The organism is Saccharopolyspora terrae, from assembly GCF_004348435.1.
In the GTDB taxonomy this organism is placed as follows: domain Bacteria; phylum Actinomycetota; class Actinomycetes; order Mycobacteriales; family Pseudonocardiaceae; genus Saccharopolyspora; species Saccharopolyspora endophytica.
Genome location: NZ_SMKS01000103.1, coordinates 1 through 12,879 on the forward strand (window position 1 = coordinate 1; position 12,879 = coordinate 12,879).

The 12,879-nt window shown below is 71.3% G+C and carries 8 protein-coding genes; 2 read left to right on the forward strand and 6 right to left on the reverse strand.

The features are described 5' to 3' along the window. Positions 1–1,018 (reverse strand): lytic transglycosylase domain-containing protein (locus tag E1181_RS31910; RefSeq protein ID WP_207922379.1); only part of this gene is annotated, 1,018 nt, incomplete at its 3' end. Between the two features lie 181 nt (positions 1,019–1,199). On the opposite strand from E1181_RS31910, the gene E1181_RS29785 reads away from it, so the two are divergent. After that, positions 1,200–1,973 (forward strand): enoyl-CoA hydratase-related protein, encoded by a 774-nt coding sequence (locus E1181_RS29785; protein ID WP_132679742.1) that lies wholly within the window; start codon positions 1,200–1,202, stop codon positions 1,971–1,973. Positions 1,974–2,216: 243 nt separating this feature from the next. On the opposite strand, the gene E1181_RS29790 is transcribed toward E1181_RS29785, so the two are convergent. Together E1181_RS29790 and E1181_RS29795 are read right to left on the reverse strand one after the other, a co-directional pair. Then, positions 2,217–3,704: an amidase gene (locus tag E1181_RS29790; protein ID WP_132679743.1), complete on the reverse strand. Its 1,488-nt coding sequence runs from the start codon at positions 3,702–3,704 to the stop codon at positions 2,217–2,219. Positions 3,705–3,832: 128 nt separating this feature from the next. Next, positions 3,833–6,613 (reverse strand): ATP-binding protein, encoded by a 2,781-nt coding sequence (locus E1181_RS29795; protein ID WP_235877152.1) that lies wholly within the window; start codon positions 6,611–6,613, stop codon positions 3,833–3,835. 434 nt (positions 6,614–7,047) lie between these two features. On the opposite strand from E1181_RS29795, the gene tnpB reads away from it, so the two are divergent. After that, complete coding sequence (tnpB, locus tag E1181_RS29800) at positions 7,048–8,277, forward strand: IS607 family element RNA-guided endonuclease TnpB (RefSeq protein WP_207922380.1); 1,230 nt, start codon at positions 7,048–7,050, stop codon at positions 8,275–8,277. 49 nt (positions 8,278–8,326) lie between these two features. Here tnpB and E1181_RS29805 read toward each other — a convergent pair whose 3' ends face one another. From E1181_RS29805 to E1181_RS29815, 3 genes are all read right to left on the reverse strand, one after another. Then, positions 8,327–10,132 carry an NAD(P)/FAD-dependent oxidoreductase gene (locus E1181_RS29805; protein WP_207922381.1) on the reverse strand — a complete coding sequence of 602 codons (1,806 nt, stop codon included), beginning with the start codon at positions 10,130–10,132 and terminating at the stop codon, positions 8,327–8,329. Between the two features lie 114 nt (positions 10,133–10,246). Continuing rightward, positions 10,247–11,521 carry a helix-turn-helix domain-containing protein gene (locus E1181_RS29810; RefSeq protein ID WP_235877151.1) on the reverse strand — a complete coding sequence of 425 codons (1,275 nt, stop codon included), beginning with the start codon at positions 11,519–11,521 and terminating at the stop codon, positions 10,247–10,249. A 45-nt stretch (positions 11,522–11,566) separates the two neighbouring features. Then, on the reverse strand, positions 11,567–12,790 hold the full coding sequence (locus E1181_RS29815) for an FAD-dependent oxidoreductase (protein WP_165944791.1): 1,224 nt from the start codon (positions 12,788–12,790) through the stop codon (positions 11,567–11,569). Positions 12,791–12,879 lie beyond the last annotated feature (89 nt).

Sequence of the window (12,879 nt, forward strand, 5' to 3'; positions counted from 1 at the left end):
GCGTCGGCTCGGGCGCGGGTGCCGGTGGGGGCGGCGGAGGAGGTGCTGGAGCCGGAGCGGGTGCCGGCGCAGGGGCCGGTGCCGGTGCGGGCGCCGGTCCTGGAGCGGGGCCCGGAGCCGGTGGCGCACCCGCGGGAGCGGCGCCCGGTGGCGCCATCGCGCCCGACGGTGGGGATCCCGCCAGGGACGGTGTCGGATCCGGCGCTCCGGGCGGCAGACCCGGCGTGGGGACGACGCCTCGGGCGTAGCGGTCCGCCCAGGCCAGGACCGCGCGGACGTAGGTCTCCGACGGGTTGTAGCGGAAGAGGGCGGCGGCCAGCTGCGCGCGATCGCGCAGGTTCCCGCCACCCGCGCACAGGTACCGGCCCGAGGTCGCTGCGGCGTCGAAGACGTTGTGCGGATCGGCTCCGCGGTGCGCGTAGGAGCGCCAGGTCGACGGGATGAACTGCATCGGCCCGACCGCGCGGTCCCACACCACGTCGCCGTCGAGCCCGCCACCGTCGGTGTCGCGGATCGCGGCGATACCCGGACCACCGTTCAGCCGCGGTCCCAGGATCGGCGCGTGCGTGCGTCCCGAGGCGTCGACCTGACCGGATCTCGCGTGGTTGGACTCGACGCGCCCGATGCCCGCCAGCACCGACCAGTGCAGGCCGCACCCCGGGTCCGACTTCGCCAGCGAATCCTGCGCCCGCTGGTACGCGGCGAGCACGACGCCGGGAATCCCGAGCGTCCCGGACGGAATCCGCCCCAACCGGCCGGTTCCGCGTTCGATCCCACCCCGCCGCAGGTCCTCGTGGAACCGCGGGCTCAGGACCGGGTCGCGGGGCACGCGTCCGCTGACGCCCGTCCGGCTGCCGCCAGGCGGGGTCGGGGCCGGGCTGGCCGCCTGCGGCCGCTTCTCCCCCGTCTCCAGCGCGGAATCCCCGCGCACGGCCAGGACCGGCAGCAACGCCACCAGGAGTCCCGTGGTCACCGCGGTGAACCGCTCGCCACGGCTGAACTCGTCCGGCAACGCCAATGCCCGCACCTCCCCATCGCACCGCCGCTGGAAACTCGTCGGATTCGAGCGGTTCTCAGCGGCGGTACCGGCATTGTTCAAAGGCGGCGCGACCACCTGTACCGCCGTTCGGTGTAAGTGGTTCGACCAATTGGAAGCGCGAATTCCGGTTGTCGATCTTTGCTCGCGGTACCGTCGGATCATGGGTGACTACGCGCACATCCTGACCCGGCGGGACGACACGACCGTCACGATCACGATGAACCGGCCCCAGCGCCGCAACTCCCTGTCGCAGGAGCACCTCGCCGAGCTGCTCGCGGCGTTCCGCGAAGCCGGCGAGTCCGACGCGACGGGAATCGTGCTGGCGGGCGAGGGCCCGGTGTTCTCGGCCGGCCACGACTTCGGCGACGTCGCCGCGCGCGACCTCAGCGGGGTGCGCGAGCTGCTCCGCCTGTGCACCGAGCTGATGGACACCGTCCAGTCGGTGCCGCAGGTCGTGCTGGCCAGGGTGCACGGCCTGGCGACCGCCGCCGGGTGCCAGCTGGTCGGAGCCTGCGACCTGGCGGTGGCCGCCGAATCGGCGGGGTTCGCGCTGCCCGGCGGCAAGGGAGGCTGGTTCTGCCACACGCCCGCGGTGCCGGTGGCCCGCACCATCGGCCGCAAGCGGTTGATGGAGATGGCTCTCACCGGCGACGTCATCGACGCCGCGACGGCGCTGGACTGGGGCCTGATCAACCGGGTGGCCGCCGACGACGCCCTGGACGACGCCGTCGCCGACCTGCTCGCCCGCGCGACGCGCGGCAGCCGCACCAGCAAGGCGCTCGGCAAGCAGACCCTCTACTCCCAGCTCGACCGCCCGGAGCAGGACGCCTACGCGATCGCTCTGGAGGTCATGGCCGCGGCCTCCCAACTCCCCGCCGCCCGCGAGGGGATGGCCGCATTCCTGGAGAAGCGCCACCCCGACTGGCCGGACTAGAGACTGTTGATAAATTTCTTTTGCGTGGCGGTGCGGGTAGCGGAACCTGAACGCCTCCGTGGACTCCGTGCGCCGCTCCTGATGTGTTCCGCTTACCCCAGGGGTGGACATCGGCGTCCCGGCGTACTCGCCACGAAGGCGCTGAAGAACCCGCGGCGGTGCAAGCCCAGTCCCACACCTGAAACAGCGGCTCCGCCGCCTTCCTCAACAGCTCCTCGACGAGCCGCCGCGGAATCACTCGACCTACACGGCTTCGAGCAGCGGTGTCTCGAGCGTCCACGGAGCTGCTACCTCCAGCTGGCGGGCCAGGCGCAGCAGCAGTGCTTCGCTCTGGAGCGGGCCGACGAACTGCGTGCCCATCGGCAGGCCCGCTTCGGTGCGGTGCAGCGGCAGGCTGATCGCCGGACGCCCGGTGATGTTGGCCAGCTGGGTGTAGGGCACCCAGGCCAGGTTCTTCTCGACGAGCTGGTCCACCATGCCCAGCAACCGCAGCACGCGCGTGGTCCGGGTGCGCACCAGCAGCCTGGAGACGGTCTGCAGCGCGGGCGGGGTCGCCAGCGACCCGACCTCGATCGGCGGTTCACCCAGGGTCGGCGTCATCAGCAGGTCGTAGCGGCTGTGGAACCCGGCGAGCGCGGCGATGTGCTCACGCCGCCGCTCCTGGGCCTGCGAGAGCGCGACGGCGCCGGTCATCCGGCCGAGCGCGGCCATCATCAGCGTGTCCGGCTCGAAAGCGTCATCGCCGCAGCCCGTTTCGCGCTTGATGCGGTCGACCTCGTCCGCCTGGTGGACGAACCACACGAGCAGGAAGTCCTTGCCGAGCTGGCGGTCGTCGTGCGGTGGGTCGACCTCCTCGACCTCGTGCCCGAGCTCGGTGAGCAGTTCCGCCGAACGCTCCACGGCCCGCACCGCTTCCGGGTGCGGTCGCTCGCGCAGGGCGCACCCGGTGGTGTAGCCGATGCGCAGCTTGCCGGGTGCCTCGTCGAGCTGTTGGGACAGCGGGCGGTCGGGCAGCGCGGTGGCGAACGGGCTCATGGCTTCCGCTCCGATCAGCGCGTCGAGCATCGCGGCGGTGTCGCGCACGGTGCGGGAGAGGACTCCGCTGGTGGCCAGACCGTTGAGCGGTTCGCTCTCCACCGGCCCCGCGGGAACCAGACCGCGGCCGGCCTTGAGCCCGACCAGTCCGTTGCAGGCCGCCGGGATGCGGATGGATCCGCCGCCGTCGCTGGCCGCCGCCACCGGCACGATCCCCGCCGCGACGGCCGCGCCCGCACCGCCGGAGGAGCCGCCCGGGGTGCGCCGGAGGTCCCACGGGTTGCGGGTGGGGCCGAACAGGACCGGTTCGGTGACACCCTTGGAGCCGAACTCGGGCGTGTTGGTCTTGCCGAAGACGACGAGCCCGGCGTCCAGCCAGCGCTGCACGACGGTGTCGGTGATGGCCGACTTGCGGTCGGCGAACGCGCGGCACCCGTCGGAGCGCGGCGCCCCGGCGAGGTTGTGCCCCAGGTCCTTGAGCAGGAACGGGACCCCGGCGAACGGGCCGGAGAGCTCGCCGGCGACGCGCTGGTCGGCGTGCTCGTCGAGCCACGCGACGATGGCGTTGATGGCCGGGTTGACCGCCTTCGCCCTGCTGCGGGCGGCCTCCAGCAGTTCGCCCGCGGTCACCTGTCCCGATGCGACCAGTTCGGCCAGTCCCAGGCCGTCGTGCCGCAGGTACTCCTCGACGTCCACCCGTTCTCCTGTTCACCACCGAGCAGCGCGCGCTGCACCGAAAACCGGACCCAGCATCTCCGCTCGGCGCGCCGAGATCAACGGGCCGACCCGTTCCCGCAGGTCGCAGCCGCGTCTCGGGAACGCGGTCAGGCCCGGTGCCCGGTCGCCTCCACCGCGACCTCGACCCTGGAACGCACGCCGAGCTTGGCCAGCACGTGCGAGACGTGCACCTCGATGGTGCGCCGCGAGGCGAACAGCCGCGCCGCGATCTCCGGGTTCGACATCCCGTCGCCCACCAGCAGCGCGACCTGCCGCTCGGTCTTGGTCAGCGCTTCCCAGCCCGTGGTGGCGCGGAGCCGCTTGGCGCGCGGCGACCGGATGCCGTGCGGGCGCATCCTGGCCGCGGCGCGTTCGAGGTCCCAGTTCGCGCCGAGGTGGGTGAAGATCTCCACCGCCTGCGCGTAGGCCTTGCGTGCGGCGGGGATCTCACCCCGTTCTGCCAGGACGGCGGCCAGGTCCTCCAGCGCCCGCGCGCGCTTGGGCGGCTGGTTGGTCTTGTCGTAGTGCTCGATGGCGGCGCGCAGCGTGATCGGGTCGCGTTCGAGCAGGCCCCGGCAGTGCTGCGCGGCCGCGAGGATGTTGGGCGCAGCGCCCACCGTCGCGCCCTGCACGCAGGCGTTGGTGGCTCGGGTGGCGGTCTCCTCGTCACCGGTCTGCAGCGCGAGCCGGACCAGGATCGGCAGCCACACGTAGTTGCTGCCGAAGCGCTCGCTGGTGTCCAGCGCCTCGGCGAGGATGGCCGTCGCGCGCTGGAGGTCGCCCTCGATCTCGGCCCGCAGCACACCGGCCACCATGAGGAACCCGGCGTTCTCCTGGGAGTCCGGCGTCGCTTCCCCGGCCACCGCGAGCTGCTGCTCGAAGACCTCGCGCTCGCCGCGGTACCCGGCCAGCATCGCCCACAACCCGTGCAACCAGCGGAGTTGGTGCGAGCTCATCTCGGCGGTGAGCTCCCCGGCCGCCTGCAGCTCGGCCGCGGCGTCGTCCCAGCGGCCGACGGTGAAGTAGTGGTTGGCCGCCGACAGCCGCACCACCGCCAGCCGCGACGGGGTGGCGCTGCGCTCGGCGATGGCCAGCATCTCGTGCAGCGCGAACCCGGCTTCCTCGGCGTGCCCGAGGGCGAACAGCAGCATCATCCGGTTGCTGAGCACCTGAAGCAGCAGGTCGGCGTTCTCCAGGGCGTCGCCGAGCGCCGAACCTGCCTGCTGGTAGCACACGAGCGCTTCGGCGAGGTCGTTGTTGCGGGCTCGCGCGGTTCCTCGGACGTGCAGCGCGAGTCCCAGCGCGTAGTCGTCGTCGGCTTCGTGGGCCTCGGCCAGCGCCCGGTCCACGGTGCGCTCGGCTTCGGTGAAGTTCCCGCTCATCAACTTCGCCTGCGCGAGCTTGGCGCGCATCCTGGCCAGCCAGCGGAGTTCGAACCCGGCGGTGGCATCGGCTTCGGCGATGACGGCCGCGGCCTCGTCGGCCATCCGGCGCGCGGTCAGCGACCACACCAGGTACCAGGTCAGCTCGGCAGCGCAGGAGGGGTCGGTGACCTCGTCGAGGGCGCGCACGCTGAAATCGTGGGCCTGCTCGGAGCGTTCGAGCTGCACCAGCGCGAGGGCCCGGGCGGCCAGCAGGACGTCGCGGTGCTGCTGGTTCGCGGGCAGCGGGACGAGCGCGGCTTCGAGCAGGTCGGCCGCGCAGGCAGGAGCGCGGTGGGCCAGCGCGCGCCCGTTGCGCACCAGCCAGTCCAGACCCCAGTCGTCGACTTCGGCGTCGCCGAGGGAGATCGAGGACAGCAGCTGCTCGCCGACCCGTTCCACCGAGGCACCGGAGTCCTGCAGGACGCGGGCGGCCTGGTCGTGGAGGGCCAGCCGCAGCGCCGTCGGGGTGGTCTCGTAGAGGGCCCGGCGGACCAGCGGGTGCTGGAAGCTCAGCTGCAGCCCCGATTCCACCAGCACGCCGGTGTCCAGCGCCTGCTCCACGTAGCCGACCAGCGCCGACACCGGGCGTTCGGAGACGGTGGACAGCTCGGTCACCGAGAAGGTCGATCCCAGCAGCGCGGCCATGCGCAGCAGGCCGATGGTCTGGCTGTCGAAGAAGCCGAGCCGCTCGACGACCGTCTCGGCGAGCGGGCGCGGCACCCCGGCCTCGCCGAGGACGAGCTCGGCCCTGCCGTCGGCGACCACCAGGTTGCGCTCGCGGGTCAGGGCGGCGACGACGTCGCCGACGTAGCGCGGGTTCCCGGCCGCTCCGGCCAGCACCTGGCGCAGTTCTGGTCCGATCCTGGAGGAGTCGGTGAGCTTCGCGGCCATGCTCGCCACGGCCGCGTCGTCCAGCGGTGGCAGCGCGATCCGGCGGACCCCGGCGCGCAGTTCGGTGTGGCTGCGCGTGGGGCGGGCCGCCGCGACCAGCAGCAGCGGTACCTGCTCGGCCAGTCGCGCGAACCGCTGCCACACCAGCAGGCTCGCCTCGTCGGCCCACTGGACATCGTCGACGACCAGCACCACCGGGGCGTTCGCGCACCACCGGGTGACGTGCCCGGCGAGTTCGTCGGCGACCGACGGCACCGGCACGTCGGCCGCGCCGGAGAACCGCTCGCGCAGCGCCCGCAGTTCCGGTTCCTCCGACTTGGGTCCGACGCGCAGGCAGTCGAGCACGAGCCGCAGCGGGAACTGCTGGGTGAGCCGGTCGGCGGTGGCGTTGCGGACGGCGCACCCCTTGAGCGCGGCTTCGACGATGACCTTCCTCAGCAGCGCGGTCTTGCCGATCCCGGGTTCGCCCTCGATCCACAGCGCGCCGCCGGTGCCGTCGACCACCGACGCCACCGTTCGCCGCAGCTCGCCGAGCTCCGCTTCACGGCCGAAGACCACCGGTTCCGCCGTCATCACGCCGCGAGCCTAGCGCCTGATGACCCCGATCGAGCACCGAAGTGATCTACGACGGGGCGGGATGGGGTTTGGACTGGTCGAGCTTTTTAGGTCGTTTCGTGTAGTTCGATGTTCGTTGTGTGGTGTCGCCGGTGCGGCTCGCGTGGCAAGTGAGGGGTGGCCCGTTGTCCGGTTTCGGTGAGAGCGCGTCGCTGGCCGGGCATTTCGCTCGATCGTGAAGGCCGCTGGCCGCTTGGTGGGTGGAAATTCGCGCAACAACGTCGGTATCGTTTCGATAACGGCAATCTTGGGGGTGAGCGGGTATGGCGGTGGTGATCCAGCCCTACCGGTTCGCCCTGGATCCTTCGCTGGCGCAGGCGGAGGCTTTGCGGTCGCATTGTGGTGCGCAGCGGTTCGCCTAGAACTGGGGCCTGGATCTGATCGAGGCCGTCATGGACCAGCGAGCTGCGGAAGCCTCTTATGGCATTGCCGATGAGGAATTGACGCCGCCGTTGTCGTGGTCGGCATATTCGCTGCGCAAGGTCTGGAACTCGGTGAAGGATGACGTGGCGCCGTGGTGGGGCGAGAACTCGAAGGAGGCCTATGCCTCTGGACTGGCGAATCTCGCGACTGGCCTGAAGAACTGGGGCGACTCAAGGAGGGAAAAGCGGAAGGGCGCGAGGGTTGGCTTTCCGAAGCGTAAGAGTCGGCGGCACATGATGTCGTGCCGGTTCACCACCGGCAGCTTCGGACTCGCCGACCACGACCGCCGACACATCAAGCTCCCGCGCATCGGCTTGGTGCGGACACATGAGTCCACCCGAAAGCTCGCCCGCCACATCGAACGCGGAACCGCCCGAATCCGTTCAGCTACGGCGTCTTTCCGGTCGGGTCGGTGGTTCGTGTCGTTCTCGGTGGAAATCGACCGACACGAACCCACACCACGCGATCCGCACGGTGCGGTTGGTGTGGATTTGGGAATCAAGTCCCTCGCCGTGCTGTCCACGGGTGATGTCATTCCGAACCCGCGTCATCTGGAGCTGGCGTTGAAGGAGCTGCGGCGGCTGCAACGCCAGGCCTCACGCCGCGCCGGGCCTGACACGGGCCGAATGCCATCGAGACGCTGGATCAAGACCCAGACGCGCATCGAGAAACTCCACGCCCGGGTCGCCCAAGCCAGGTTGGACGGGTTGCACAAGCTCACCACCCGCCTAATCAGGCAGTACGGCGTGATCATCGTGGAGGACCTCAATGTTCAGGGCATGATGTCCAACCGCAGCCTCGCCCGGCACGTAGCCGGTGTCGGCCTCAGCGAATTCCGGCGCCAGGTCGAGTACAAAGCCGCCTGGTCCGATGTGCGCGTAATCATCGCGGACCGGTGGTTTGCGAGTTCGAAGACGTGTTCCGGTTGTGGTGTGGTGAAAGCCAAGCTGCGCCTGTCGGAACGCCTGTTTCACTGTCAGGTGTGTGGCCTGGACATCGACCGGGACCTCAACGCCGCCCTCAACCTCGCCGCTCTTGCCGAGCGGGAGACCTCTTCGGCGAGTTGCGCCGCGAGGCTAAACGAGCCCGATGGAAACCCACGTAAGACCACCACCGGTGGCCACGGGTACCGCCACGGGAAGGCCCCAGCCCACACGGGCCGGGGCCAACGTCAGCGCGGCAACACGCTGACTCAGTGAACAATGTTTACACGTCTACTGAACGGGATAACCCCACCCCGCCCGGAAGTCAGGAGGTGTGGTGGACCTCCTGCAGGCCGTAGACCGGAGTGGGGATCCCCTCCGCCCTCGCCTTGAGCTGCAGCGCGAGGTAGAGGGAGTAGTGGCGGGACTGGTGCAGGTTGCCGCCGTGGAACCAGAGTCCCTGCTGCTGGGTGGGTTTCCACATGTTGCGCTCCTCGCCCTCCCACGGGCCGGGGTCCTTGGTGGTGTCCGAGCCCAGACCCCACACCTTGCCGACCTTGTCGGCGACCTCCTGCCCGACGATGTCGGCGGCCAGGCCGTTCATGGACTGAAAACCCGTTGCGTAGACGACGAGATCGGCTTCCAGCCGGGTTCCGTCGGCGAGAACCACCTCGTTCTCGGTGAGTTCGGCGACGTCGCCGTTCGCGAGCTTGACGCTGCCGTCGGCGATGAGCTCGCACGCGCCCACGTCGATGTAGTAGCCCGAGCCCCGGCGGAGGTACTTCATGAACAGCCCCGACTCGTCGTCACCGAAGTCGAGCTGGAAACCGGCTGCGGCCAGGCGCTCGTAGAACTCGGCGTCCTGCTCGCGGATCACGTCGAACGCCGGTTTCTGGAACTGGTGCAGGATCCGGTACGGGATGGACGCGAACGTCAGGTCGGCGGTGCGGGTGTCGATGCCCGCCGCGACGGCCTCCTCCGAGTACAGCGGGGCGAGGCTGTGCTCCATCAGCGAGTCCGACCGCACCACGTGCGTGGAGGAGCGCTGCACCATGGTGACGTCGGCACCGGCCTCCCACAGCGCGGCGCAGATGTCGTGCGCGGAGTTGTTCGACCCGATGACCACCGCCTTCTTTCCCCGGTAGGCGTCCGGCCCGGGGTGCTGGGAGGAGTGGTGCTGGTCGCCGCGGAACCGGTCCTGGCCTGGGAAGACCGGAACGTTGGGCTTGCCGGACACGCCCAGCGCCATCACCAGCTGGCGCGGACGCAGCGTGACCTGCTCGCCGGCGCGGTCGACGACGAGCTCCCACCTGCCCTCGTCCTCGTCGTACTTGCCGCTGAGCGCCGTCGTGGAGCCCCAGTAGTTGAGCTCCATGACCTTGGTGTACATCTCCAGCCAGTCGCCGATCTTGTCCTTCGGCGAGAAGACCGGCCAGTTGTCCGGGAAGTCGATGTAGGGCAGGTGGTCGTACCAGACGGGGTCGTGCAGGGCGAGCGACTTGTACCGCCTGCGCCAGGAGTCCCCCGGCTTCTCGTTGCGCTCGACGATGATCGTCGGCACGCCGAGCTGGCGCAGCCGCGCGCCGAGCGCGATGCCGCCCTGACCGCCGCCGACGATGACGACCTCCGGCTGGCGGGTGTGGCCGAGCTCGGCGAGCTCGTTCTCCCGCTGCTCGCGCCAGGTCACCCGGTCCGGGTTGGCGCCGTGCTCGGCGCCCCTCGGCCTGCGGTGGTTCTTCGGCTCCTCGTGCCCCTTGAGCTCGTCGAGGGTGGTCAGCAACGTCCACGCCTCACCGCCGGCGAGGCGCAGGTGGCCGGTGCCGCGTCCCACGGCGGTCTCGAAGGAGAACCAGGCCTCGGTGACGCCGTCGGCCTCGGTCGGCTCCCCCAGGACGGTGAACCCGCTCGGGGCCGCGTGCTCCAGCGTCGCCCGCAGCATGGCGGCGATGTCCTCGCGCCCTTCGGACGTCTTGAAGTTCCAGGTGAGCGCGATCAGGTCGCGCCAGTAGCTGTCCTCGCCGAACATCGACGCGACCCGGTCGGCGTCCCGGGCGGCGATGGCCTCGGAGAACTCGGAGATCCACTGCTCGACCCGGGTCCGGGTCGCGTTGTGCTCCACGGTCTGGCTCACGGAAATACCTCCCGCGCGGGCGTCGTTGCCCTCAGTGGTGGCGATCACATGACACAGTCATGGAGCCACACCGAACTCCGCCGCGCACGGGTTGCAGGGGGTTGCAACCGTCGGTCAGCCGCCGCGCACCGCCGGGGCGATCGAGTGCGGCAGCAGCGAGCCCGGGTCGTCCGGCCGCAGCACCTCGACCTCGACGTTGTCGCTGAACCGGTAGGGCCGCCTGGCCAGCAGGCCGCCGAGGTTGCGGCGCAGCCGGGACATCTCGGCCCGGACCGTGACCGTGCGCAGCTCGTCGCCGAAGACGTCGGCGGCCAGCTGCGCGGCCGTGCGACCGCCCGGGTGCGCGGTCAGCAGGAACAGCAGTTCCGCGTGCCTGGGGGTCAGCGGGTGGCTCCACCCTCCCGAGGCGGAGGCAACCTCGATGCGGGCCTGCGGGCAGCGCAGGTCCAAGCGCACCCGCGTGCGTTCGTCGAGCGCGGAGGTCGGGTCGTCGTCGATCAGCCGCACAAGCCAACCGCCCGGCACGGGTTCCACGGCGCAGTCGCCGAGCGCGGGCAGCCACGCTCGGCCGGCGCCGCACCCGGCGGGCAGCGCGACGCGGTTGACCGGCGCGATGCCGGTGGACGCGGCGACCCACCCGTGCGCGTCGGTCACCACCGCGGGTCCGGTGACCCGCGACAGGAGGGGAACGGCGCTGCCGCGCAGCGCTTCGAGCGCCTCGAGGTGGGCGGTGCGCAGCTGGGACTCGGCCAGCTGCGCCACGGTCTCGACGAGCGCGAGGGTGGTAGGGCTGACGGTGGCGGCGGGCCCGGAGAGGTCGACCGCGCCGAGCAGCCTGCCGGTCCGGGGATCGTGCACGGGTGCGCTCGCGCAGGTCCAGGCGTGGTGGGTGCGCACGTAGTGCTCCGCGGAGTACACCTGGATCGGCAGGCCGGTGACCAGCGCGGTTCCGATCGCGTTGGTGCCGACGACGTCCTCGCCCCAGCTCATGCCCTCGAAGAACCCGAGCGCATCGGCGTTGCGGCGCACGGCGGTGCTCCCGTCGCGCCACAGCAGGTGGCCGTCCGCGTCGGTGATCACCATGATGTTGGCCGTCTGCTCGGCGACACCGGCGAGCTTGCCGCGCAGCAGCGGCAGCACCTCCGACATCCCGGACTCGCGCCTGCGCTCGACGAGCTCGTCGGCCCCCAGCAACCGGCCGGTGCGGCCGCGTTCCGGGTCGATGCCTCGTGAGCGCACGCGCGTCCAGGACGCGCCGATCACCGGGCGGGGTCGCGCGGGCGGGACCTCACCGGCCACCGTCGCGTCGTGCACGCGGGCGAGCAGCCGCGCGTGGCGGTGCGGGTCCTCCCCGACCGGCAGCGCTGCCCCGAAGCTCTCCTGACGCACCGCCACAGTGTGTCCCACATCTCACGCCACGCCAAGGACCAGCGACTACGCGGTGCTCTCCGGCCAATCGATGTGGTGGTCGTAGGCCCAGCCCCCGCCCATCGGGGGCGTGCGCTGCCACGTGAAGTAGCGCTTGGTCTTGGTGCGCAGGGTGCGCCAGCGGCGGGCCAGCGGCCGGTGGTGAGCGCGGCTGGTGCCCATCCGGCCGGCGGCCACGACGGCCTCCACCCGGCCCCGGCGCATCCGCTCGAACGCGGCGAACGCGGCCGCCGGGGTGGCGTGGTCGCGCAGGCAGCGGGCCAGTTGAACGCCGTCCTCCAGCGCCATCGCCGCACCCTGCTCGGACGCCGGCGGGGCGACGTGCAGGGCGTCGCCGATGATGATCGCCCGGTCGGTGTGCCAGCGCGGCACGTTCGGCAGGGCGTGGTCGTCGAAGGACAGGACGCGTTCGGAGTTGCCGATGACGGTCGGCGCGATCGTGCCGTCGCCGGCGAACAGCTCGCTCATCTCGGCGCGCAGCCCGTCGGGGTCCTGCGGTTCGTCGCGGCCGCGGGGAACCGGGGCGCGCAGGCTGGTGAACCAGAAGCAGCCGCCGGAGTGCGAATCGCGGGTGGCGGCGAAGAACGCCTTCGCACCCACGTAGGAGCGCATCACCTCGGGCGGCGGCGGTTCGCAGCCCGGTTCGGAGGCGTAGCCGTAGATGGTGCGGGTGCCCAGCCCTTCGGGTTCCGGCCCGTCGGGGTTGATCCTCCCGCGCACCAACGAGTTCGCGCCGTCGGCTCCGACGAGGACATCGCCGTCGACCCGGCTGCCGTCGGCGAGCGACAGGGCCGCCGTCGCGCCGACCTCGGCGTCCACGACGCGGCTGCCGTGGCGGAACACGGCACCGCGCTCGACGGCCTGCTCCCGCAGGACCGACGCCAGCACCGGCCAGTGCATCACCCGGGGCAGACCGCGCTGCGAGCTCGGGTCGGCGCCCAGCGCGTACCCCATCCGGCTGCCGTCGGGGTTGATCCGCTCGGTGCGCACGAGCGGGAACGACCGCGCGATCACCGGCTGGTGGGCGTCCAGAGCCCGCAGCGCGTCCATCCCGTTGGGGTTGAGCCGGACGACGGCGCCCTCACCGTGGTCGGCGGGTCGCGCCTCCACGACGGTCGCGGCGATTCCCGCGGTCCGCAGAGCCAGCGCCAGGGCCGCCCCGGCGATCCCTCCCCCGCTGATGACGACCTGCTCCACCACTTCCCCCAACGCCCGAGAACCGGCCGACACCGGCACCTCACTCCCCGAACGATCCTATCCCCGCCACCACCGTGAAAACCCTGAAACCGCGAGCCCCCAACCCCCGACACCCAGAACTC